The organism is Streptomyces sp. NPDC033216 (assembly GCF_055577115.1).
This window is the reverse complement of record NZ_JBVIQK010000001.1, coordinates 450,686-475,738: the sequence shown is the minus strand read 5'-3', so window position 1 is coordinate 475,738 and position 25,053 is coordinate 450,686. Positions and strand designations below refer to the sequence as shown.

At 69.9% G+C, this 25,053-nt stretch carries 13 protein-coding genes; 12 read left to right on the top strand and 1 reads right to left on the bottom strand.

Features of this window, described 5'->3' with window-relative positions; all coding sequences use genetic code 11:
* The first annotated feature begins 2 nt into the window (after nt 1–2).
* The 10 genes from ACZ5Y0_RS02050 to ACZ5Y0_RS02005 all read left to right on the top strand — a co-directional run bounded on the left by ACZ5Y0_RS02050 (nt 3) and on the right by ACZ5Y0_RS02005 (nt 21,447).
* The gene (locus ACZ5Y0_RS02050; protein WP_469126707.1) at nt 3–1,598 is read left to right on the top strand and encodes a VCBS repeat-containing protein; all 1,596 of its coding nucleotides are present in this window, start codon (nt 3–5) and stop codon (nt 1,596–1,598) included.
* A gap of 74 nt (nt 1,599–1,672) precedes the next feature.
* A complete protein-coding gene (locus ACZ5Y0_RS02045; protein ID WP_469126706.1) occupies nt 1,673–5,359 on the top strand; it encodes a LamG domain-containing protein in 3,687 nt (1,228 codons plus the stop codon).
* 139 nt (nt 5,360–5,498) lie between these two features.
* Nucleotides 5,499–12,377 carry a polymorphic toxin-type HINT domain-containing protein gene (locus ACZ5Y0_RS02040; RefSeq protein WP_469126705.1) on the top strand — a complete coding sequence of 2,293 codons (6,879 nt, stop codon included), beginning with the start codon at nt 5,499–5,501 and terminating at the stop codon, nt 12,375–12,377.
* 13 nt (nt 12,378–12,390) lie between these two features.
* The gene (locus ACZ5Y0_RS02035; RefSeq protein WP_467513122.1) at nt 12,391–12,774 is read left to right on the top strand and encodes a hypothetical protein; all 384 of its coding nucleotides are present in this window, start codon (nt 12,391–12,393) and stop codon (nt 12,772–12,774) included.
* Nucleotides 12,775–12,982: 208 nt separating this feature from the next.
* On the top strand, nt 12,983–13,303 hold the full coding sequence (gene rplU / locus ACZ5Y0_RS02030; protein WP_093503080.1) for a 50S ribosomal protein L21: 321 nt from the start codon (nt 12,983–12,985) through the stop codon (nt 13,301–13,303).
* 14 nt (nt 13,304–13,317) lie between these two features.
* Nucleotides 13,318–13,572: a 50S ribosomal protein L27 gene (rpmA, locus tag ACZ5Y0_RS02025; protein WP_040253648.1), complete on the top strand. Its 255-nt coding sequence runs from the start codon at nt 13,318–13,320 to the stop codon at nt 13,570–13,572.
* A gap of 125 nt (nt 13,573–13,697) precedes the next feature.
* Complete coding sequence (gene obgE / locus ACZ5Y0_RS02020) at nt 13,698–15,134, top strand: GTPase ObgE (protein ID WP_469126704.1); 1,437 nt, start codon at nt 13,698–13,700, stop codon at nt 15,132–15,134.
* A gap of 1,115 nt (nt 15,135–16,249) precedes the next feature.
* Complete coding sequence (locus ACZ5Y0_RS02015) at nt 16,250–17,749, top strand: SDR family NAD(P)-dependent oxidoreductase (protein WP_469126703.1); 1,500 nt, start codon at nt 16,250–16,252, stop codon at nt 17,747–17,749.
* Between the two features lie 185 nt (nt 17,750–17,934).
* The gene (locus ACZ5Y0_RS02010) at nt 17,935–19,974 is read left to right on the top strand and encodes a hypothetical protein (RefSeq protein ID WP_469126951.1); all 2,040 of its coding nucleotides are present in this window, start codon (nt 17,935–17,937) and stop codon (nt 19,972–19,974) included.
* A gap of 258 nt (nt 19,975–20,232) precedes the next feature.
* The gene (locus tag ACZ5Y0_RS02005; protein ID WP_469126702.1) at nt 20,233–21,447 is read left to right on the top strand and encodes a glycosyltransferase family 2 protein; all 1,215 of its coding nucleotides are present in this window, start codon (nt 20,233–20,235) and stop codon (nt 21,445–21,447) included.
* A gap of 140 nt (nt 21,448–21,587) precedes the next feature.
* Here ACZ5Y0_RS02005 and ACZ5Y0_RS02000 read toward each other — a convergent pair whose 3' ends face one another.
* Nucleotides 21,588–22,970: a polysaccharide pyruvyl transferase family protein gene (locus ACZ5Y0_RS02000; protein ID WP_469126701.1), complete on the bottom strand. Its 1,383-nt coding sequence runs from the start codon at nt 22,968–22,970 to the stop codon at nt 21,588–21,590.
* Between the two features lie 240 nt (nt 22,971–23,210).
* Between ACZ5Y0_RS02000 and proB the strand changes: the two genes are divergently transcribed.
* Both proB and ACZ5Y0_RS01990 read left to right on the top strand, forming a co-directional pair.
* Nucleotides 23,211–24,317: a glutamate 5-kinase gene (gene proB / locus ACZ5Y0_RS01995; protein WP_469126950.1), complete on the top strand. Its 1,107-nt coding sequence runs from the start codon at nt 23,211–23,213 to the stop codon at nt 24,315–24,317.
* Between the two features lie 172 nt (nt 24,318–24,489).
* Complete coding sequence (locus ACZ5Y0_RS01990; protein ID WP_469126700.1) at nt 24,490–24,996, top strand: hypothetical protein; 507 nt, start codon at nt 24,490–24,492, stop codon at nt 24,994–24,996.
* The last annotated feature ends 57 nt before the right edge of the window (nt 24,997–25,053 follow it).

Sequence of the window (25,053 nt, the reverse complement as noted above, 5' to 3'; positions counted from 1 at the left end):
GCATGTCCACTGACGGATACGAGAGGGCGTGGCACCGCCCGGTGCCCGGCACCGCGCGCCCGCCGAGAAGGAACACCCGCCGTCGGCGGGGTGCCGCAGGCGCGGTCGTGGTGGCACTGCTGGGGCTGGGACTCGCGACCGGAGAGGTCACCCCGGCCACGGCCGCGGGCGCCTGCGCGGGCGCACAGTCCGACTTCAACGGCGACGGCGTACGCGACACCGCCATCGCCGACCCCGACGCCACCGTGTCGGGCCAGACGCGGGCCGGGTTGGTCCACGTGGTGCTCGGCGGCGGCAAGGGTGTCGTCGAGATCTCCCAGGACACGCCGAACGTGGCCGACGGCCCCGAGGCCGGGGACCGGTTCGGCTTCTCCCTGGCGGTGTACGACGCGAACAAGGACGGCTGCTCCGACCTCGCCGTCGGCATCCCGTACGAGGACGTCGGCACCGTCAAGGACGCGGGATACGTCCAGGTGATCTACGGCTCGACCACCGCGGTCGGGTCGGAGTTCAGCAGCAGGGGCTTCGTCCAGGGCGAGACCCAGCCGCTGGGCGGCGGCCCCGAGCCCGAGGACTGGCTCGGCTACGCGGTGGCGGCCGGCACCTCTCCGACCGGCTTCCCGTTCCTCGTCATCGGTGTGCCGGGCGAGGACGGCGCGGCCGGCGCGGACATCGGCCTGTTCGGTTACGTCTACGGAACCGACTACCAGGCGGCGTCCGTCGGGCAGAACACCACCGGCGTGTGGGAGGACGCCGAGCCCTACGACCGCTTCGGCGCCTCGATCACCGCCACGGACCGGCACTTCGTGGTCGGCGCCCCCGGAGAGAGCATCGGCACCGTCGCCTTCGCCGGCGGCGTCGCGGCCTTCAGGCCGTCGATCAACGCCGACGGCATTCCCGAGCCCCTCTTCGGCATGGGACAGGGGCGCACCCCGGGCCCGGACGCCGCCGCCCAGACGGACGACCGCTACGGCAGCGCGCTCGCCATTGCTCCCTACCGCCCCTCGGGCGCGGCCACCACCACCGACGCGGTGCTCGCCGTCGGTGTGCCCGGCGAGGATCTCGGCACCACCGTCGACGCCGGGGCGGTGCACGTCTACCACCTCAAGGCGGACGGCACGGTCGCCCTCCTCAACTGGATCGACCAGAACATCGACGGGGTCGAGGGCGACGCGGAGGCCGGCGACTTCTTCGGCCAGCGGATCACCGCGGTCAACACCACAACCAACGTGGTGAGTACGGCGGCCACGATGCGGCTCGCCGTGGGCGTGCCCGGTGAGGAGTCGACGGAGGACGCCCCGGAGGCCGGCGGCGTCCAGATCCTGCCGGCGATCGGGGCGCCCGGCGCCTCGGACGCATGGCTGGAGCCCGGCGCCGGCATCCCCTCGGGACCGGCGGCCCGCACCTACGCGGGCATCAGCGTCGGCGGCAGCCCGTCGCTGCTGTACGTGGGCGTCCCCTACGGCCCGGCCGACGGACGTGCCGTGCACGGGTACTCGTGGAACGCCACCACGGGCAGTGCGCCGACGCAGACCTGGAAGCCCGGAGAGGGCGGGATCCCCGCGGGCGGTACCGCGTTCGGAGCGACCGTCCGATGACCGCCCCCCGACCGAGCGATGCGGCTGACGGCCGCCCTGATCAGACAGACATGAACCGACGGGAGAGTGGACGCGTGTCCGCAGACAGACCCAGACCGATACGGCGCGGCCTCGTGCTGCGCGCCGCCGTAGCGGCGGCCGTCACCGGCGCCGTCGTGGCCGGCGCCGCGGCGCTCCCGAACGGTGGCGGCGGACCCGGCCGGGGCCCCGCGCCCGTCTCGGCCGACCAGCCGCTGGTCACCGAGCAGCAGGCCATGGCCTCCGCGAAGGACAGCGGCAAGAGGGCCGAGGTCGTCGGGCTGCGAACCGAGCGCAGGGAGATCTTCGCCGAGCCCGACGGCACCTTCACGGCCCGCGAGTACACCGAGCCCGTCCGCACCGTGCAGGGCGGCAAGTGGGTCTCCGTCGACCCGACGCTCGTCAAGCGCGCCGACGGGACCTGGGGGCCGAAGGCGGCCACCGTCGACCTGGCCTTCTCCGCCGGACAGGCGGGCAAGCCCTTCGTCACGATGCAGCGCGCCGGCCGCGAGTTCGCCCTGACCTGGCCGTACGGCAAGCTGCCCGCCCCCAGTGTGGACGGCGAGACGGCCACCTACGCCGAGGTCCTGCCCGGCGTCGACCTGACCGTACGGGCGGAGGCGGACGGCTTCGGCCATCTGATCGTCGTCAAGACGCCCGAGGCGGCGGCCGACCCCCGGCTGGCCCGGCTCGACCTCGGCATGACCACCGACGGCCTGAAGGTCGCGGAGGACGCCACCGGCGCGATCCTGGCCGAGGACGCCGTCGTCGGCGGCACCGTCTTCCAGGCCGGCAAGCCGGCCATGTGGGACTCGGCGGCCGTCAAGGAGACGGCTGCCAGGAAGCAGGGGCCCAAGGCAGTCGCCAGGGCACTCAAGGCCGCCGCGGCCGGCACCGGGGCGAGCGCTTCGGCTGCCGCGGAGGGGACCGCCGCCACCACGGCGTCCGCCGCTCCCACCACCGCCGGACCGCAGGCGGCCCCCGAGCCGGCTCTCGAAGGCCCCGGCGGCGGTGGCCGCGTGGCCCCGCTGGGCGTCGAGGTCGGCAAGGACAGGCTGAGCCTCGTCCCGGACCAGAAGCTCCTCAAGGACGAGGACACCGTCTTCCCCGTCGTCATCGACCCGATCCAGCGCACCACCTCGCGCACCTCGTGGACCGGCGTCATGTCGGGGATGCCCGGCGAACAGGACTGGAAGTACTCGGGCAGCGCGGGCGTCGGCAAGTGCCCCACCGACTACAACCCGGTCTCCTGCAACGGCGTGGGCACCCGGCGCGTGATGTTCACGATGCCGCTGTCCTTCTACAAGGGCAAGCAGATCCTCGGCGCCACCTTCTCCGCCCGCGTCGAGCACATCTACAGTGCCTCCCCGACCGCCGAGCCCATCCAGCTCTACCGGATCGGCGGCGCCAACTACAGCCTCAGCTCGTCCAGCAGCTGGTCCAACACCTCGGACGACTGGGACGACTACCTCCAGACCGTCGACAAGGCGATCTCCCCGACCTCCTGCTCCAGCCAGGCCAACCTGCACTTCGAGAGCGGCGCGACCGGCGAGCTGACCAGCGAGATCAAGACGGCCGCCGCGGGCGGCTGGAACGCGATGACGCTGGGCCTGCGGGCGTCCGACGAGTCCCGCTTCGCGGAGTGGAAGCGGATCTGCGGCAACGCGTACCTGTCGATCAAGTACAACAACCTGCCCCGGCAGATCAAGACGTCGGACATGTCCACGGACCCCGGTGGCGTGTGCAAGTGGGGCGCGAGCCGTCCGACCACCGACGTGCCGCCGAAGCTCCAGGCCATCGCGAGCGACCCGGACCACGGCAACGGCCAGACCGACAAGGTGAAGGTCCAGTTCAAGGTGGAGTGGGGCGGGACCACACCCGGCTCGTACACGTACACCACCCCGGACTGGCTCTCCCCGACGAGCGGCACCAAGTTCGTGCACACCGTCAAGTCGTCCATCCCGCAGAACACCCCCATCTACTGGAGCGCGCGGGCGTACGACGGCGACGGCTACGGCCCGTGGAGCTCGGAGGGGGACACCCCGCAGCGCTGCGAGTTCACCTACGACAAGACCTGGCCGGGCAAGCCGCTCGTGCTGTCCAAGCAGTACCCGTCCGACACCGTCTACCGCGACGGCGTGGGCACCTACGGCACCTTCACCTTCTCGCCGAACCCCAACGACTCCATCCCGGACAACGACGTCGTCAAGTACCAGTACTCCTTCAACGGCGCGGCGATGACCACCCTCACCCCGGCCACGCCCGGCGGTTCGGTCTCCCTCCAGTGGATGCCGACCCGTTCCGGACGCCAGGTGCTGGAAGTGGTCGCCATCGACAAGGCGGCGCACGCCAGCAGCACGCCGTACGACTTCCTGGTGAGCGAGGGCAAGCCGGTCGTCGCCCAGTGGAACCTCGCCGACCAGGCCGGTGACACCGAGGCCCACGACGAGAGCGGCGAGTTCTCGGCGACCGCCGGCACCGCCGTCACCTTCGGCGCGGACGGCCCCGGCGGCAAGGTCGACAAGGCGGCCCGCTTCGACGGCGGCGCCGAGTCCTACCTCGACGCCGGCGAGACCGTGCTGGACACCGCCAAGAGCTTCAGCGTCAGCGCCTGGGTGCGACCCACCGCCCTGGACAAGGACATGGCGGTCGTCAGCCAGGACGGCACCGGTGAGCCCGGCTTCACCCTCGGCTACGACGCCACCGCGAAGACCTGGAAGTTCGCCGTCCCGGTCAACGACGTGGACTCGCTCGGCGAGTGGAAGGCCGTCTCCACCGGCATCTCCGTGGTCAAGGACCAGTGGGTGCTGCTCACCGGCGTCTACGACGCGCAGAAGAGCGGCGGCCCGCAGCTCCAGCTCTACGTCAACAAGGACCTGAAGGGCTCCGCCCTCCGGCGGTCCACCTGGAAGTCGTACGGCCCGCTGGAGATCGGCCGCGCGACGGCCAAGAGCGGCTACCGCGACCACTTCGTCGGTGACCTCGCCGAGGTCCGCGTCTTCGACCGTGTCCTGCCGGCCGCCCAGGTCGCCGAGCTGATGACGATCAAGCCGGACCGCAAGGCCTACTGGCAGCTGGACCAGGCCACCAACGGCTCGGTGGCCGAGACCGGCGGCGGCCAGGCGCTGACCCTCGCGGGCAACGCCTCCATCTACCGCCCGGCCGACCCGCTGTTCGACACGGCCGCCCTGGTCGGCGACGGCAACCTCGTCCTGGACGGCGACGGTGACTACGCGTCCACCGCCACCGCCCCGGTCACCGGCAACAGCAGCTTCACCGTGACCGCCCGCGCCCAGCTCACCTCGCTGGACCCGGAGAAGTCGCAGACGGTGCTGTCCCTGCCGGGCACCAACGCCAACCGCGTCCAGGTCCGTTACCAGGCGACCACCGGGCAGTGGGAGCTGGCGGTGGCGAAGACCGACACGGCCACGGCCGAGATCGTCACCTTCACCGACAACCAGCAACTGGCCGATACCGGTGGCTCCGGTCAGCACCTGGCCGTCGTGTACGACGCCTTCGCCAACTCGATCCGCCTGTACGTCGAGGGCCAGCTCGTCGCCGGCGCCTACGGCACGGACACCACCCTGTGGTCCGCCACCGGCGGTCTCCAGGTCGGCCGTTCACTGCGCGGGGCGAGCGAGTACTTCGCGGGCGCCATCGACGAGGTGCGCGTCTACAGCGGAACTGCCGACGTGATCGCGGTACAGCAGATGAGCCTTCTGGCTGCCGTGCCCGACATGTGATGGCAGGTCGCTTGTGAGGTGTGCCGGGTCCCTCGAGGCCCGGCACACCTGTCCTGACCGCACCCCCTCCTTGCATGACGTTCCCCTACGATCAGGAAGTTGCCGAATGTTCTTCCGTGGCCGCTCACTGAGCCGCCGCATGCCCAGACAGACGCTCGTCGCCACAGTGATGGGACTCTCCCTCGCACTGTCCGCGTCGTCGGTCCAGGCAGTGGTGCTCGACGACGGCGACCGGGGCCGCACCAGCCGCCCCGGCGTCCAGGACGACGGGGATCCCCTCCAGGGATCCGACGCCAAAGCGAAGAAGCGCCCCTCCGACCCGGCGCGCAAGGCCGCGGTCAAGGGCCTCGACAAGGCGGTGTGGCCGAAGCAGGGCGGCGCCGAGATAGCGGTCGGCGCGGCCGCGGCTACCGAGGCCGGCGGCCTGCCGGTCAAGGTCGGCAAGGCGAAGGCCCAGGCCAAGGCGGCGACGGCGGCGGACAAGGTCCGCGTCGACGTCCTCGACCCGAAGCGGGCCGGACAGCTCGGCGCCGGAGTCCTCCTCGGCGTCGAGCGCGCCGACGGCGAGGACAAGGCCGCCAAGGTCCGCCTGACCGTCGACTACTCGGAGTTCGCCGAGGGCTTCGGCGGCTCCTACGGCTCCCGCCTCCAGCTCGTGCAGCTCCCCGCCTGCGCCACGGTTGCCGTACCCGGCAGCAAGGAGTGCCCGGAGCAGCCGAGGGTGCTGCCCACGGTCAACGACGTGAAGACGGGCACCGTCTCCGCCGACGTGACCGCCGCGCCCGCCCCGGCCGAGGGCGTGTCCACGATGGCGGGCGAGGCGACCTCCCTGGTCGCCGTCGCCGCGGGCCCCTCCAGCGCCCAGGGCACCTACAAGGCGACGGCCCTCGCCCCCTCGGCGAGCTGGAGCGTCGCCACCTCCTCCGGCTCGTTCAACTGGAATTACCCCTTCCGGTCCGTGCCGACCCCGGGCGGCCTGACCCCGACCGTCGGCCTCGGCTACTCCTCCCAGTCGGCGGACGGCCGCACCTCGGCGACGAACAACCAGGGCTCCTGGATCGGCGAGGGCTTCTCCTACGACCCCGGCTACATCGAGCGGCGCTACAAGCCGTGCTCCGACGACGGCCACGACAACTCCGGTGAGCAGTGCTGGGCGTTCGAGAACGCCACGGTCATGCTCAACGGCTCCGCCGGCGAGCTGGTCAAGGACGACACCACCGGCAAGTGGCACATGTCGTCCGACGACGGCAGCAAGGTCGAGAAGCTGACCGGCGCCACCAACGGCGACAACGACGGTGAGTACTGGCGCATCACCACCTCGGACGGCACCGAGTACTACTTCGGCCAGAACCGTCTGCCGGGCTGGGCCACGGGCAACGAGGAGACCAACTCCACCTGGACCGCGCCGGTCTTCGGCGACGACTCCGGCGAGCCCTGCTACAACGCCACCTTCACCAGCGCGCACTGCCAGCAGGCCTGGCGCTGGAGCCTGGACTACGTCAAGGACACCCACGGCAACGTGATGTCCTACTTCTACGACCGCGAGACCAACTACTACGCGCTCAACGGCAAGACGGACGTCAACGGCACCGCCTACCACCGCGGCGGCTGGCTCAAGCGCATCGACTACGGCCAGCGCGACGGCCAGGTCTACGCGGCCAAGGCCCCGGCGCGGATCGTCTTCAACACCGCCGAACGCTGCCTGCCCACAGCGGACTTCGACTGCGCGGAGAGCAAGCGCACGAAGGCGAACGCGGCCAACTGGCCGGACGTGCCGGTCGACCAGGAGTGCAAGGCGAGCACGAAGTGCACCTCGCCGGTCCAGACGTTCTTCACGACCAAGCGGCTCACCTCGGTCGTCACCCAGATGCGCAAGGACGCCACGACCTACCAGGACGTGGACGCCTGGAGCCTGACGCACCTGTTCACCGACAACGGTGACGACTCCAAGACGCTGTGGCTGTCGAAGATCGAGCACGAGGGCCGCGCCGGTACGACGGCGATCAAGCTGCCCTCCGTCGACCTGTTCGGCGAGCAGCTCGCCAACCGCGTCGACGCGATCGGCGACAACATCGCGCCGTTCCACCGCTTCCGCCTCTCGATGGTCCTCAGCGAGACCGGCGCCCAGCTCGACGTCAACTACGCGCCGACCGACTGCACCAAGGCCACGCTGCCCAAGCCGGGTGAGTCCACCAAGCGCTGCTACCCCGTGAAGTGGGCCCCACCGGGCTACCTGGAGCCGATCACCGACTGGTTCCACAAGTACGTCGTCTCCGCGGTCATCGAGACCGACCGCACCGGCGGCAGCGACGGCATGGTCACCCGCTACGACTACCAGGGCGACGCGGCCTGGCGTAAGGCGAAGCCGGACGGCATCACCGACGCCAAGTACCTCACCTGGGGCGGCTGGCAGGGCTACGGCAAGGTCAAGGTCACCTCCGGCACCGCCGACGTGCAGAAGACGCGCGTCGACTACACGTTCATGCAGGGCATGGACGGCGACAAGGACGCGGCGGGCAACACGCGCTCGGTGACGGTGAAGGACTCCACGGGCGCGTCGTACTCCGACGACGAGGAGTTCACCGGTCACCAGCTGGAGGTCGCCACGTACGACGGCGCCAAGCTGATCTCGAAGTCCATCCAGACCCCCTGGAAGCGCTACACCGCGACGCAGACCAACAGCTGGGGTACCACCCGCGCGGTGAACGTGCGCGCCGAGACCGGCCGCGGCTTCAACCTGCAAGCCGACGGCACCTGGCTGGAGACGAAGTCCACCACCACGTTCGACACATCGAACGGCACCGCCCGCGTGCTGACGGTCGACGATCAGGGTGACGTCTCCACCGCCAAGGACGACACCTGCACCCGCACCACGTACGCGGACAACACGGCGGAGAACCTGCTTTCGCTGCCCGCGCGCAGCGAGTCCGTGTCCGTGAAGTGCGCGACCACGCCCGACCGCAAGACGCAGGTCCTGGCCGACGAGCGCACCTCCTACGACGGCGGCGCGTTCGGCGCGGCACCCACCAAGGGTGACGCGACCAAGACCGAGCGGATGACGTCACACAACGGCACCACGGCGACGTACCAGGTCACCGGTACCACGACCTACGACGCCTTCGGCCGTCCGCTGACGCAGAAGGACGCCAAGCAACAGGGCACGACGGAGCAGACGAAGACCGTCTACACCGAGACCAACGGCCTGCTGACGAAGACAGTCGTCACCAACGCCGCCGGTCACGTCACCACCACCGACTACAGCCCCGCCTGGGGCATGTCCAAGGGGCAGACCGACCCGAACGGCAAGCGGACGGACCTCGCGTACGACGCCATGGGCCGGCTGACGTCGGTGTGGCTGCCGGACCGGGTGTCGACCCAGACGCCGAGCATCAAGTACTCGTACAACGTCCGCAAGGACAAGGTCACCTCGATCAAGACCGAGAAGATCGAGAACGACGGCTCCTACGGCGCCGAGTACCAGCTCTACGACGCATTCCTCAGGCCCCGCCAGATCCAGACCGAGGGCCCGGACGGCACCCGTATGGTCGCCGACACCTGGTACGACGGCACGGGCAACGTCAGGAAGACCAACGCCACGTACAACGCGGCCGGCGCCGCCGCGGACGAGCTGTTGCTCGTCAGCAACGGCCAGGTCGGCCAGCAGAGCCTGATGGAGTACGACGGTCTGGGCCGCCCGACCGCGCAGATCCTCGCCGTCGGCGGCGGCGAGCAGTGGCGCACCACGACCACCTACAACGGTGAGCTGACCAGCGTCGACCCGCCGATCGGCGGCGTCCCCACCACGACGATCACCGACGGCCAGGGCAACGTCTCCGAGATCCGCCACTACCGCGGCGCCTCACCGGCCGCCGGCGTGCCGTACGACTCGACGAAGTACACGTACACCGCCTTGGGCCAGCTGGAGACCGTCACCGACGCCAAGGGCAACGTGTGGCGGTACGAGTACGACCAGCTGGGCCGGCAGACCAAGTCGATCGACCCGGACGCGGGCACCTCGCGCATGGAGTACGACGAGCTGGACCGGCCGATCGCCAGGTACGACGGCCGGAACAAGAAGATTTCCACGGTCTACGACAGCCTCGGCCGCGTCCTGACCACCTGGCAGGGCGACCCCAACACGGGCACGAAGCTGACGGAGACCAGGTACGACAAGGCGGGCTGGCTGGGCCAGGCGTACGGCTTCTTCAACTACACCTCGCCGACCGAGTACTTCGCTACGGCCGTCCAGTCGATGGACGAGTTCTACCGCCCGCTGAAGACCGCCTACCAGGTCCCCGCCTCGCAGGGCTCCCTGGCGGGAACGTATGTCTTCAGCACCTCCTACAACCAGGACGGGACAGTCCGCGGATCCACGCTTCCGGCCGTCGGCGACCTGCCGGAGGAGGCGCTGACCTACACGTACGACAGCCTCCAGCGTTCCAAGACGATGACGGGCTCCACCTCGTACGTCACCGACACCGTCTACTCCGGCAAGAGCCTCCTCCAGCAACTGGAGCTGAACACCGGCAGCGGGAAGAAGGTCTGGCAGACCTACAACTATGAGAAGGGCACCGACCGGCTCACCCGCTCGATCGTCGACGTCTACGGCGCGACCGCCCCGGCCAAGGACTCCCGGTACTCCTACGACCAGGCCGGCAACGTCCTGTCCATCGCGGACACCGCGAACTCCGCGTCGCCGGACACGCAGTGCTTCGCCTACGACGACCGTCAGCGTCTGAAGGACGCCTGGACGCCTGCGGCCACCGCGACGAGCGCGGCCGGCATGGGCACCCGTGGCTCGTCCATCCCGGTGGAGGGGTCCGGCCCGACGGCCTGTGACTCCGCCGCCGGTACGAGCGCCCTCGGCGGCCCGGCCCCGTACTGGAAGTCGTACGAGACCGACGCCATCGGCAACCGCGTGTCGGAGACCGTCCACGACACCGGGCTCGACGCCGCGAAGAACATCACCCGCAGCTACGAGTACGGCACCGCGGGCACGCTGGGTGACGGTCCGCACCAGGTCACCAAGATCGTCGAGAAGACTCCGACCGGTGACCGGCAGTCGACGTACGAGTACGACGACTCCGGCAACACCACCAAGCGCACCATCGGCGGCAACGCACAGTCCCTGGTCTGGGACGACCAGGGCAAGCTCAATGAGGCCACCGAGGCGAACGGCTCGAAGACCAGCTATCTCTACGACGGCTCCGGAAACCGGTTGGTACGCAAGGACCCGTCGGGGACGACGGTCTACCTGCCCGGCACCGAGCTGAAGTTGTCGGCGGACGGCACCAAGAAGGAGGCGACCCGTTACTACGAGTACGCCGGCCAGACGGTCGCCGTGCGCACCGCGGGCAAGGTGTCCTTCGTCGCCTCCGACCACCACGGCACGGGCGAGGTGGCCATCGACGCCGCTACCGGCGCGATCAGCCAGCGCCGCTTCGACCCCTTCGGCGTGGACCGCGGTGAGAAGACCGGCGTCTGGCCCGGAGAGAAGGGCTACGTCGGGGGCACGATCGACGCCTCCACCGGTCTGACCCACCTGGGGGCGCGAGAGTACGACGCGGTGATCGGCAAGTTCATCTCGGTCGACCCGATCATCGACTACACCCAGCCGCAGCAGATCAACGGCTACGCCTACGCGAACAACTCACCGGTCACCCACGCCGACCCCAGCGGCATGATCATCCCGGAGTGCCGGGAGGGTCTGATCGAGTGCCGCGGCGGACAGCCGTACTTCCCGAAGAACGACGTCGAGAAGGCGGAGTCCGAGAAGGACAAGGCGGCCTGGAACGTCACACAGGCACAGGGCCAGCAGTCCACGGCCAAGCAGCGCATCAAGTCCGCGGGCAAGGCATTGGTCAAGATCGCACGCGACATCCTCGGTGTCGACGCGGCCCTGGACTGCATCTCCAGCGGTGACGTCGGAGCCTGCGGCGAGACGCTGCTTAACATCGCCGGCAGCTTCGCGGGTGGCTTGGCGGGCAAGATCCTCGCCAAGTACGGCGCCCCGTGGAACTGGGCCAAGGGCATCAAGCTCGCCAAGCGAGTCACCGGGCTGGTCGGGGACCTGATCGGCGGGGCCAAGGACCTCTGGAACGCCAACAAGGCACTCGGCAAGGCCAGAGCCGGTCTCTCCCAGGCCGGGGACAAGCTGAAGAATGCCAAGAAAAAGGCGGCTGAGGCCCTCAAGAAACGCAAGAAGAACGAGGAGAGCGGCTCTTGCCCGATCGACGGGAAGCACAGCTTCCTGCCCGGTACCAAGGTGCTGCTCGCCAACGGCAAGACCAAGCCGATCGAACAGGTAAAACTCGGCGACAAGATCACCGTCACCGACCCGAAGACGGGCGGCACGACGGTCCGCGAGGTCGTCGGCACGATCGTCACCGAGGACGACAAGCACTTCGTCGACCTGACGGTCAAGGGCACCTCCGGCAAGGCCGAGGCCCTGGTCTCGACCACGACCCACCCCTTCTGGTCGGACTCCGAGCGGGCGTGGATCGAGGCCGGCGACCTCAAGCCGGGCATGCAGCTGCACACCACGGACGGCGAGTCCGTCACCCTCACGGACACCCGCGCGTTCGACAAGCGTCAGCGCACGCACGACCTGACGGTCGATGACGTCCACACCTACTATGTCCTGGCAGATCGGTCTCCGCTGCTGGTCCACAACTGTGGCGAAAGGATCTACGAGCCGGGAGGCAAGCATGGCAGCGAAGCCCGCGGCAGCTCTCGTGGTGAGAACAGCGCTGAGCCGAGCAACGGTCAGGACGCGCTCGACAACTCCGTTCAGATCAAGGAAACCTCGCCCCGCAGAGTGGGCGTCGACCGGACGACCGGCGAGCCTGTGATCCTCGACCGTACCGGTGAGGTTCCATGCGGGTGCACGGTAGAGGGCGGCACCAACGAGGTGTTCCACGGGCACGTACGGACCGACCTCAACACGGCTCCGGGCATGGCCAAGGCCAAGAGCGCGCTGAGGCGAGCAATCAAGAACGGGGACATCGAAACTGGCTAGTCACAACGACGGCGTGCCGGGCGAGCCCTTCGGCTCGCCCGGCTCCCCCAAGTGGCGCGCGACCCTCACGGCCGAGGTCAGGGGAACTGACGTCGGCCGTGCCACCAGGGCACTGCTCGCTCTCACGTACGACGATCCGGACCGGGACGCGGTCGAGACACTCCTGCTGGAATGCCTCGACGCGGCGGGCCCGACGGTCGACCCGCAGGTCAGCGCACTCGCGGTGACCTGCGTGGGGCACGTGGCGAGGATCCATGGAGCCGTCGGCCCCGGCGTGGTGGCCCGCGTCAGGGACCTGCTTCAGGATCCCGTTCTCGGAGGCCGTGCCGAGGACGCGATGGACGACATCGAGGCCTTTGCCCCGCATGCCTTGCGGCCGCACGGCGAGAGCGACTGACCGAGATCGGTGTCGCCCGGGGCCCGGTTTGACCCCTCAAGCCGGGCCCCGTAACCTTGACCGTCGGCGTGTCGACTGACCCGCCACATCCCCGTAAACCTCTTCCTTCCGGACGCCGGTCTCCGGTGGCCGGGAGAGGTCGCCCGTGTTTCCTGCCCGGGCGGCTGGCCTGCGGGGGTGCCGTTCTCCGAGCGAAAGAGAGACCCGCGTGTACGCCATCGTGCGCAGCGGTGGTCGCCAGCACAAGGTTGCTGTCGGCGACATCGTTGAGGTTGACAAGATTTCCACCGCCAAGGTTGGCGACACGGTCGAGCTCTCGACCCTGCTCGTGGTCGACGGCGACACCGTGACCAGCGACCCGTGGGTGCTGGCCGGGATCAAGGTCCAGGCCGAGGTCGTGGACCACCACAAGGGCGTCAAGATCGACATCCTTCGCTACAAGAACAAGACCGGTTACCGCCGTCGTCAGGGCCACCGCCAGCAGTACACGGCGATCAAGGTCACTGAGATCCCCGCGGCTGCGAAGTAAGGGACTGAGGAGACATGGCACACAAGAAGGGCGCATCGTCCACCCGGAACGGTCGCGACTCCAATGCCCAGCGGCTCGGCGTGAAGCGCTTCGGCGGTCAGGTCGTCAACGCGGGTGAGATCCTGGTCCGCCAGCGCGGGACCCACTTCCACCCCGGCTCCGGCGTCGGCCGCGGCGGCGACGACACGCTGTTCGCGCTCCAGCCCGGTGCGGTGGAGTTCGGTACGTTCCGCGGCCGCAAGGTCGTGAACATCGTTCCGGTCGCCTGATCTCAGGCTCTGCGGGAACGCTTCGCGAGGCGGACCTCACTTCCCTGTCGGGAAGGCGGGTCCGCCTTTCGCGTGTTAGCACAGGAATACCCCGTACATCACGTACATCACTGGAGGCACCCACCATGACCACCTTCGTGGACCGCGTCGAGCTGCACGTCGCCGCGGGTAGCGGAGGTCACGGCTGTGCCTCCGTCCACCGTGAGAAGTTCAAGCCGCTCGGCGGCCCGGACGGCGGCAACGGCGGCCGCGGCGGGGATGTCATCCTCACCGTGGACCAGTCCGTGACCACGCTGCTCGAATACCACCACTCCCCGCACCGCAAGGCCACCAACGGCAAGCCGGGCGAGGGTGGCAACCGTTCCGGCAAGGACGGCCAGGACCTCGTCCTGCCCGTGCCGGACGGCACCGTCGTCCTCGACCGGGCCGGGAACGTCCTCGCCGACCTCGTCGGCCACGGCACCTCCTTCGTCGCCGCCCAGGGCGGCCGCGGCGGCCTCGGCAACGCGGCGCTGGCCTCGGCCCGCCGCAAGGCGCCCGGCTTCGCGCTGCTCGGCGAGCCCGGCGACCTGCACGACATCGTGCTGGAGCTGAAGACCGTCGCCGACGTGGCGCTGGTCGGCTACCCGAGCGCCGGCAAGTCGTCCCTGATCTCGGTCCTCTCGGCCGCCAAGCCGAAGATCGCCGACTACCCGTTCACCACCCTGGTCCCGAATCTCGGTGTGGTCACCGCCGGCTCGACCGTCTACACCATCGCCGACGTGCCGGGCCTCATCCCGGGCGCCAGCCAGGGCAAGGGCCTCGGCCTGGAGTTCCTGCGCCACGTCGAGCGGTGCAGCGTGCTCGTGCACGTCCTGGACACGGCGACCCTGGAGTCCGAGCGCGATCCGATCTCCGACCTCGACATCATCGAGGAGGAGCTGCGCCAGTACGGCGGGCTCGGGAACCGTCCGCGCGTAGTCGTCCTGAACAAGATCGACGTACCGGACGGCAAGGACCTCGCGGAGATGGTGCGGCCGGATCTGGAGGCGCGCGGGTACCGCGTCTTCGAGGTGTCCGCCGTGGCGCACATGGGGCTCAAGGAGCTGTCGTTCGCGCTCGCCGACATCGTCGGCAAGGCGCGCGCCGCGAAGCCCCAGGAGGAGGCCACGCGGATCGTGATCCGGCCCAAGGCCGTGGACGACGCGGGCTTCACCGTCACGCTGGAGGAGGACGGCCTCTTCCGGGTCCGCGGCGAGAAGCCCGAACGCTGGGTGCGGCAAACCGACTTCAGCAACGACGAGGCCGTCGGTTACCTCGCCGACCGCCTCAACCGGCTCGGTGTCGAGCAGGAGTTGATGAAGGCGGGCGCCCGCTCCGGTGACGGCGTCGCCATCGGTCCCGAGGACAACGCGGTCGTCTTCGACTGGGAGCCGACCGTGACGGCCGGCGCCGAGATGCTCGGCCGCCGTGGCGAGGACCACCGCTTCGAGGCCCCCCGGCCCGCAGCCCAGCGCCGCCGCGACCGCCAGGCCGAACACGACGAGGCGGCCCAGGAGTTCGAGGGCTTCGAGCCGTTCTGAGCCACCGGCCCCCGGAGACCCGTCGCGGCACCCGCCGCGGCGGGTCTCTCCGTGTCCTCGGTGGTACCCGCCCCGTCCGGTGGGACCCGCCGAAGGTCGGCAACCCGCACCGGAAGCCGATCGACGGCAACCGCGGCCATCACTTCCCCGACATCCGCCCGGCACCGGCGACCGCGCGGGTGCGTCGCCCCCCCGGAAGGTGGCACGGGTGTGGCGACCCGCGCGTGCGCGTCGCCACCCGGAGGGCGGCACGGGTGCGGCCCCGCGGAGCTGACGCGCACCTTCGAGGCGCTGCTGGGACCGTCCGACGTCCGCTGGGGGCCGCGCCCGGCACAGCGAACCGTTGCGTCACTTCCACCCAAACCGTTCCGTCACTTCCACCGAAACCGTTTCGTCACTTCCACCGAAACCGAGATGCTGCGGAAACTCGATAGGGAATTGCGGAGCCATGGCCTCTCCGACGGGATCTGTTCCCAGCCGGTCCGCAACGGCGCGGTCACGCAGGGGAAGAACGCGTGCGGTCCCACGGCATGGGACGCGAAGCTCTCGCCCCGGCCCGGGCGTGGCGGCGGCCGCCGAGACCGGCGCCTCGCAGGGCGCACGGAGCGAGGTCCTGGGCGGGCGTGGGCTGGGGGAGCCGGTGCCGTTGTCCGCAGGTCGACGCGGCGGTAGCCATGGCGGACGAGGCCGGGGAGTCGCCGTCCGGTGACCCCGTGATCGCGCAGGCGGTGGCGGCTGCGGTGCCCTAGGGGACGCTCGCGGCGGTGGCCGTGACATACGGCCGGCGTGCCGTAGGGCCGGTGCACCGGACGTCCTCGAAGGAACTCGTGAAGTGCTCGGTCATCGGAGCGGGAAACGGGCGACGCCGGTGAGCCGCAATGTCGTCACTCTCGGCAATCCGTTAACGTCTGTGCGGTGACTCACAGGATTTCACGAGACGATCGGAGGAGGGTTGACCCGCGTCGGGCCAATCACCCGCGCCGCGCGGTTCATCCGCGCCGCAAGGTGAATGACGGGTAGCGCGCACATATGCACTGAACGGCGCTCACCTTGCATCGCGGTTACCGAAAGTGGGAGCATTTCCCCGTTCCCTGTCGCCCCGAGGTAGGTCACCCGTGTCCCAGCGCATAGCCAAGCCCCGTACCACCGCAGTGATCCTGGCCGGTGGCACCGGCCAGCGGGTGGGTCTGTCGATCCCGAAGCAGTTGCTGAAGATCGCCGGCAAGGCCGTCATCGAGCACACCCTGACCACCTTCGAGCAGGCCGACTCCGTGGACGACGTCATCGTGCTGATGGCGCCGGGCTATGTGCCGGACGTCGAGAAGATCGTCGCCAAGGCCGGGTTCAAGAAGGTGTCCCGCATCATCGAGGGCGGCTCCACCCGCAACGAGACCACCGAGCGGGCCATCTCCGCCCTCGGTGAGGGCCTGGCCGACGGCGAGGACCTCAACGTCCTCTTCCACGACGCCGTACGCCCCCTGCTCTCCCAGCGGGTCATCGACGACTGCGTCGCCGCCCTGGACCGCTACCAGGCCGTCGACGTGGCCATCCCGTCCGCCGACACCATCATCGTCACCCGCACCCACGGCGAGGACGGTGAGTTCATCACCGAGATCCCGGACCGCTCCCGGCTGCGCCGCGGCCAGACCCCGCAGGCCTTCAAGCTCTCCACCATCCGGCGGGCCTACGAGGTCGCGGCGGGCGACCCCAACTTCCAGGCCACCGACGACTGCACCGTCGTACTGCGCTACCTGCCGGACGTGCCGATCCACGTCGTGGCGGGTGACGAGTACAACATGAAGGTGACGCAGCCCGTCGACGTCTTCATCGCCGACAAGCTGTTCCAGCTCGGCTCCACCGCCGCGCCCGAGCAGATGGGCGAGGAGGCCTACCGCGAACTCCTCACCGGCAGGACGCTCGTCGTCTTCGGCGGCTCCTACGGCATCGGCAAGGACATCGCCGAACTCGCCCAGTCCTACGGGGCCACGGTCTACGCCCTCGGCCGCTCGACCACCAACACCCACGTGGAGAACCCGGAGGAGGTCGACGACGCGCTGTCCAAGGCCTACGCCGAGACCGGCCGCATCGACTACGTCGTCAACACCGCGGGCGTGCTGCGCATCGGCAAGCTCGCCGAGACGGACAACGCGACCATCGAGGAAGCGCTGAAGGTCAACTACCTGGCCCCGGTGCAGATCGCCCGTTCCGCCTACAAGTACCTCTCCGAGACCAAGGGCCAGCTGCTGCTCTACACGTCCAGCAGCTACACCCGCGGCCGCGCCGAGTACAGCCTCTACTCCTCGACGAAGGCCGCCATGGTGAACCTCACCCAGGCCCTGTCCGACGAGTGGGCGGGTGACGGCGTCCGCGTCAACTGCGTCAACCCCGAGCGTACGGCGACCCCCATGCGCACCAAGGCCTTCGGCCAGGAGCCGGCCGGCAGCCTGCTCTCCTCGGAGGCCGTGGCCCGTACCTCCCTGGACGTGCTGCTGTCGGAGCTGACCGGACACGTGATCGACGTCCGCCAGCAGGACCCGACCGCCGACGCCTCCCGCGCCTCCGGCTTCGAGCAGGCCCTGGCCGGCGTGCTCGACCGACAGGATGGCGTGGCATAATCAACCGCAATTAGCCTTGAAATTCAGGCCTCTGTGACTCCCTGTTTACGGGATATTCACAGAGGCCTGAATCCGTAAAGCTTCGGGACCTTCACAAAGTATTTTCCGGACTTTTCGGATTCACTGACCGGCCCCCTCCCAGAGCAGGTTTCTCCGTGATAACGACCGCTATTCGCGTCGCCCGGGTGGGCAGCGTGGCCGAGCTGGCCGCGGTGGCCCTCATGACGCTGGGCTTCCCCTGCCTCATGCTGGCCGCGCTCGTCCCGAGCGTCCCCGCCTTCGCCGCCGCGGCCGCCGTGACCTACCTCGCGGACCTCCATCTCCACCGCAAGGGCAGCTACCTGATCAGCCTCCTGGGCAGGGTGCGAGCCGGTCTTTCGACCCGCTTCCTGGTCAGGGAGCTGCTGTTGATCCTGCTCCTGGCCCGGCTCGGACTGTCCGAGGAGCCGGTCTTCTACGCCGCGATCGCCTGCTTCACTGTCTTCTTCGGCCTCCAGGCCCCGCACGGCGCCCTCGTCACCCTGATCGGCAACCGCCGTCAGATGCCGGTCGTGACCCGCAACGTCGACCTCGTCTCCCGCCTGTCCATCCCCGGCGCCCCGCCGCGTCTCCTGCTGCGCCAGGCCGACGTGAAGGTGCTCCACCTCGACCTCGCGGCCGTCGTGGGCCTGCTCGTGTACGCCGTCACCGACAACGAGGCCGCCGGCTTCGCCGGAGTCGGCGTCACCGTCGGCCTCGGCGCCCTGTACGTCCTCGCGCTGATGCCGTACCTGCGTGCCAAGCGGGTGCCGCCGAAGGCCGACAAGGTCCTCAAGGCCGTCAGCTCCTGGCTGCGCGAGTACCGTCCCGAGACGGTGCTCTACTTCTCCGGCTCAGCCGACTCCGCCTACCAGGTCAACATGTGGCTGGAGACGATGGAGCAGCTGGACTGCCGCCCGCTGATCATCCTGCGTGAGCGCGTCATCCTGGAGAAGATGGCGCCCACCACGGTCCCGGTCGTCTGCGTGCCCGGGGGGGTGCACCTGATGAACATGGACCTCTCCATGGTGCGGGTCGCGTTGTACGCGGCGAACGTCGGCAAGAACATCCACCTGCTGCGCGTGCCCACCATGAAGCACGTCTTCATCGGCCACGGCGACAGCGACAAGCTCGCCAGCGTCAACCCCTTCAGCAAGGTGTACGACGAGGTGTGGACCGCCGGCCGCGCGGGCCGCGACCGCTATGCCATCGCCGACGTCGGCATCCGCGACGAGGACATCGTCGAGGTCGGCCGCCCGCAGCTCGCCCCCATCAACCCCTGGCAGGGCGCGCCGAAGGACCGGATCCCGACCGTGCTGTACGCGCCCACCTGGGAGGGCTGGGACGACGACCCGGGCAACACCTCGATCCTGCTGGCAGGCGAGAACATCGTGAGGAAGCTGGTCGCGGCCGAGCCCCCGGTCCGGGTCCTGTACAAGCCCCACCCCTTCACCGGCACCCGCAGCGCCAAGGCCCGCGCCGCGCACCACCGGATCGTCGCCCTGGTCGAGAAGGCCGCCGCCGAGCGCGCCGCCGACCCCCGCTTCACCGCGGACCCGGCCGCCCAGGCGAAGGCGAAGGCCGAGCTCACCCGCCTCAAGGCGCGCCTGGACGGGCTCTCCCTCGCCTTCGACGAGAAGGCCGACGAGGCCGTGACGAGCCGCGACAGCCTCGTCGACATGCGCAAGCACCAGGAGGCCGCCCGGCTGCGCGCCGACTGGAACGACGCCTACTGGCGCTCCTTCCCGTCGTACGAGCACCGGGTCATCACGGGCACCGAGCCGCGGCTGTACGACTGCTTCAACGCCTCCGAGGCGATGGTCTCGGACATCTCCAGCGTCGTCTCCGACTTCATCGCCAGCGGCAAGCCGTACGCCGTCACCGACTCGGCGGAGCTGGGTGCGGAGGAGTTCCGGCGGCAGAACACCGCGGTGCGTGCGGCCGTGATCCTCACGAACGACGCCGCCGGGGTGGAGCAGTTGCTGGACGCCGTCCGCGACCCGGCCGCCGACACGCTCGCCGAGGACCGCAAGGAGCTGAAGGAGTATCTGCTCGGCCCCGACGAGCCGACCTCCATCGAGCGGTTCGACGCCGCGATCGCCGATCTCACGCTGAAGGCCGAGGCCCGCAACGTCGGCCAGGAGTCCCGCATCGTCGCGGCCGCCGGCGAGGCGGAACTCGCGGAGGGCGGCGTGACCGCGGTCTGAGGCACCCGGATGTGAGGCCCCGGATGCGAGGCACCTGGAGGTGAGGCACCCGGATGTGGCGCGCGCCGTGTGACGCGCTGCGTGCGAGTCGGCTCGGCCCCGGAGAGGGAATCGCCCGGGGCCGGGTCGTTTCCGTAGGCTGTGACACGGGACACATCCAGAGCGCGGCTGACGCGAGCAACCCCTTTCTGTAATCCCCCGTCTATCGGGTTGCCGGATCGTTGACCAGGGGGAAACCGTGCGTGATCAGGGGGAGAAGTGACCGTGGCGGAGCCCGATGTCAGCGTGATCATCGGGGCGTACGAAGCAATGCCGTACCTGGTCGAATGCCTGGCGTCCGTGGAGGCGCAGTCGCTGGACCCGGCGCGCATCGAGGTGATCGCGGTCGACGACGGCTCCACGGACGGCAGCGGTGACTGCCTGGAGGAGTTCGCGGCCCGCGTCCCGATGGCGGTCACGGTGATCCGCCAGGAGAACTCCGGCGGCCCCAGCGGCCCGCGCAACGTCGGCCTGGCCAAAGCCACCGGCCGTTACGTCTTCTTCCTCGACGCCGACGACCGGCTCGGGCCCGAGGCCCTCGAACGCATGATCGCCATGGCCGACCGCAACGGCACGGACGTGGTTCTGGGCCGCGTCGAGGGCGTCAACCGCAAGGCACCCCGATCGATGTGGGGCAGGACCCTCGAACGTACGGACGTGTTCTCGTCCAACATCAAGTTCACGCTCAGCGCGCAGAAGCTGTTCCGCCGCGCGCTGCTGGAGCGGCACGGCATGCGCTTCGACGAGTCCCTGTGGACCGGCGAGGACGCGGTGTTCACCATGGAGGCCTATCTGCGGGCCGACGGCGTCTCCGTCGTCGCCGACTACACCTGCTACTACCTGGTGGGCCGCAGCGACGGCAAGCACGTGACCAAGAGCGGCAGTTACACCCTGCGCTTCGACTCCGCGCGAGCCCTGATGGAGCTGATCGCCCGGATGCTGCCGCCCGGCGCCAAGCGGGACGTGCTCATGGTCCGCCCGTTCCTGGTGACCGTCCTGCCGCAGTTCGGGCCGGTCTTCCTCAGGAACGACGAGGAGATCCGGCGCACCAAACTCGAACTGGCCAAGCCGCTGATGGACGCGTACTGGAACGAGGGCGTCTCCCACCGCCTCCGCATCCACGAGCGGTTGCGCCTGCATCTCGTCGCGGAGGGGCGGTCCGACCTCCTCGCGGACGTCATCGCGTTCATCAAGGACAAGCGCGAGCCCGAGCCCGTCCTGGAGAAGCGCGGGACCCGGCTCTACCTCGCCTACCCGCACTTCCGGGACCACGCAGCCGGCATCCCGGACCGCGTCTACCTGGCCGAACCCCGCGAGGCGAAGGAGTTCCCCGGCTGGCGCCAAGGCCCGGCCGAGTCCTTCCTGCGCCGAGCGGCCCGCAAGGTCCGGCGCCAGGTGCGGCGGTTGAGGGTGCGGAGGACGGCGGCGGCGTGAGCGGGCGTTCTCGCTCGGGGCCGGTGTCGGCGGACGTATGCCGGCCGACCCGGCCGTGACGCGGACGGGAGGTGGCCGGCTCAAAGGCGCGGGAACCGCGCGACCAGCCACCCTCCACCCGCGTCCCGCCGACGGCCCCGCTACTTCGACGGCTTCAACGCCCGCCGCAGCGGCCCCCCGACCACCCGCCGGGCCCGCCGGTAGATCGACGGGGACGCCAGCACGGCCTTCGTCACCGTCCGGCTCCGCGCCAGCTCCCGCTTCAGCTCGGCGTTCTGCGCGTCCAGCTGACTGATCCGCTGCTGTAGCCAGCCGAACCGGCTCGTCAGGGAGGCGAGGTCGGTGTCGTTCCACGGCGCCACCCCGGCCGGGAAGGACAGTGAGCGCAGCTTCTTCTCGAAGGCCGCCCCGCCGTCGCCGTGCGTGAACGTGTTCTCCAGACCGTTCTTGTCGAGGAAGCTCGTGAAGCGCTCGAAACGCTCCCGGTGGTTGCCGGTCAGCGGCCCGAAGTCGGCCTCCTCGTAGAGGTCGGCCGGGTCGAGGTCCGCGGGGACCTCGTTGAGCAGCCGGTGCGGGATCTCGAAGTAGCGGCACAGCTCCAGCGTGCGCGAGTCGAAGGCCAACACGGTCGCGGGCGTGCCCGCCAGCAGCGCCGCGATGTTGCCGTGGATCCGTGAGCCGAACGAGTAGTCGAAGTCGCGCAGGTCGTCGATCCAGCTGACGGGATCGATGTACACCCGGACCTTGTCCTCCCGGTACATCGGGTGGTCGGGGTGGGTCGGCATCTGCGTTACGCGCCCGGCCGGGGAGTTCACGTCGCGCCAGTAGAGCTGTTTGGCGTCGGTGAGGTTCTGGCCGATGTACCGCAGCTTCGGGTAGTGCGCGTGGGTCCGCGTGATGATCTTGTGCAGGCCCCCGCTGCGCACGGCGGTGTGCGAACCGTTGATGGCGATCCGTGACTCCGCGGTGAGCGACTCCACCCGCTTCTCCACGGTGAGCCGGTCGCCGTGCAGGAACATCGACGGGCAGCCGATGACCTCGACGTCCCGGAAACCCATGTCGGTGAGGTACTTCTCGGTGAACTCGCCGCGCACGCCGATGGACGCGCTGCGTTCCAGCACCGCCGAGCAGAACGCCCGCACGGTGGGCTCCATGGCCTTCAGGCGCGCCGCGTCCTGGTCGAGGCCGGCCTGCGCGCCGACGCCCAGCACCACGACCGGGATCTTCAGCCTGGTGATGAGCCGGGTCAGCCGCTGGAGGGCGGGCTCGAACGTCGGCCGGAAGGCATTGGCCAGGGGAACGACGAAGGCGTCGTACTCGTCGTTGATCCGGGCGGCCGCGCTCACCTCGGTCCGCATGCCGTTCGAGACGACCTCGGTGCCCGGGGTCGTGAGGATCTTGTGCGCGGCATCGCTGAAGATCAGGTTGCCGGAGTTGGTGGCGATCACATCGCGGTGGAGGGCTTCCTCGACCGGCACGACGTCGAAGGGGCTCTTCCCCGATCTCAGGAGTATGCGCTTCACAGGGCGAACTTTAAGTGACTCAAACTTCAAAATGAATTTTGCTTCTCTTCAAGGTCCCTGTGCAACCACCCTCACCTCTTTGCCGTACGCGAACGGTGAACTCGCCCCTGCGGCGCGTGCCCGTCCGGCACGTGGAACCCTGGGGCGCGCCCTCCGGCCCGGTCGCGTAGATTGCCCCCACGGGCAGCCGTGGACCTACTCGAGGGGACGAAGAACAAGGTGGCAGGGGCAAGGCAGGCCGTGCGCGAGGCCCGCAGGATCGTCGTCAAGGTGGGTTCCTCGTCGCTGACCACCGCCTCCGGCGGCCTGGACGCCGACCGGGTGGACGCGCTCGTCGACGTCCTCGCCAAGATCCGCAGCGGCGGGGAGCGGGAGATCGTGCTGGTCTCCTCCGGTGCCATCGCCGCCGGACTCGCGCCGCTGGGCCTGCGCCGCCGCCCCAAGGACCTCGCCCGCCAGCAGGCCGCGGCCAGCGTCGGCCAGGGCCTCCTCGTGGCCCGCTACACCGCCTCCTTCGCCCGCTACGGCGTCCGCGTCGGCCAGGTCCTGCTCACCTCCGACGACATGAGCCGACGCGCCCACCACCGCAACGCCTCCCGCACCCTCGACAAGCTGCTGGCGATGGGCGCCTTCCCCGTCGTCAACGAGAACGACACCGTCGCCACCGACGAGATCCGCTTCGGTGACAACGACCGGCTCGCCGCCCTCGTCGCCCACCTCGTCCACGCCGACCTCCTCGTGCTCCTCTCCGACATCGACGGCGTGTACGACGGCAACCCGAGCAAACCCGGTACCTCGCGGATCGCGGAGGTGCGCGAACCCGCCGACCTGGACGGCGTCGAGATCGGCAGCGCCGGCAAGGCGGGCGTCGGCACCGGCGGCATGGTCACCAAGGTCGAGGCCGCCCGGATCGCCGCAGCCGCCGGGATCCCCGTCGTCCTCACCAACGCCGTCCACGCTGCCCACGCCCTCTCGGGCGGCGACACCGGCACCTACTTCCACGCCACCGGCAGGCGCTCCGCCGACCGGTTGCTGTGGCTCCAGCACGCCTCCACCCCGCAGGGCTCGCTGACCCTGGACGACGGCGCCGTACGAGCGGTCGTCGAACGCCGCACGTCGCTGCTGCCGGCCGGTATCGCGGCCGTGGAGGGCGACTTCAGCGCGGGTGACCCGGTCGAGCTGCGCGACGGCTCCGGACGCGCCGTGGCCCGTGGCCTCGTCAACTTCGACGCCAAGGAGATTCCCCAGCTGCTCGGCCGGTCCACCCGCGAACTGGCCCGCGAACTGGGCGCCGAGTACGAGCGGGAGGTCGTCCACCGTGACGACCTGGTGATCCTGCACACCTGAACATCCCGCGATTCCGCCCGCTCGCCCGCAGTCGAACGGTCGCCCTCGCCGATGCTCGAACGGTCCCTACCAGTGGGGGACGTTCCGTGAAACGGCCCCATGGAGCCGTGCGGCCTGCTCAACTTTGTGTCTGGGACATGTTCCGCACGAGCGTTGCGTAAAGGAGGCCGTCGTGAGACGAGTGCGCCCTGGGGTGGCGACGGCCCGTGGGAGTGCCGGGGCGAGTCCGGCGGCCTCGCGCCCGGCGGGCGAGGAACGCGCCCTGACGAGCGTGGCGGCCGGGGAGAACTACCGCGCGGGGCAGGAGGACGGCCAGGAGCGCAACCGGCCCGCGGACCTGCCCCGCCTGTGGCACGTCACCCTCAGCGTCTCCGGCGAGCAGGCCGACCTCAAGGAGGTGCGGCGTGCCCTGGAGCAGCTCGCCCACGACCACCCGTTCCTCCTGACCAGCCGTTATGCCGTCGACCACGCGGAGATCCGCTACTGGGAGGAGGCCCGCGACCTGCACGACGCGGCCGCCGTCGCCCTGCGCCTGTGGGGCGAGCACCGCCAGACCGCCGGACTGCCGCCGTGGGAGATCGTCGGCCTGGAGGTCATCGACCGCCAGACCTACCACCAGCGCGTCGCCGAGGGCTACGGCCCCGCACCCGCGACCCCGGTCGGGGTCCACCCCTACTGACCGAGGCCCTCGCGAGGAGCCGCCCGCGCGCGTCCCGGCCGATGTCTCGGGGTGTGG

Bases quoted from the DNA above. Each gene is read 5' to 3' on its own strand.
- ACZ5Y0_RS02040 (WP_469126705.1), top strand. From the start codon at position 5,499: ATGCCCAGACAGACGCTCGTCGCCACAGTGATGGGACTCTCCCTCGCA.
- obgE (WP_469126704.1), top strand. From the start codon at position 13,698: ATGACCACCTTCGTGGACCGCGTCGAGCTGCACGTCGCCGCGGGTAGC.
- ACZ5Y0_RS02050 (WP_469126707.1), top strand. From the start codon at position 3: ATGTCCACTGACGGATACGAGAGGGCGTGGCACCGCCCGGTGCCCGGC.
- rpmA (WP_040253648.1), top strand. From the start codon at position 13,318: ATGGCACACAAGAAGGGCGCATCGTCCACCCGGAACGGTCGCGACTCC.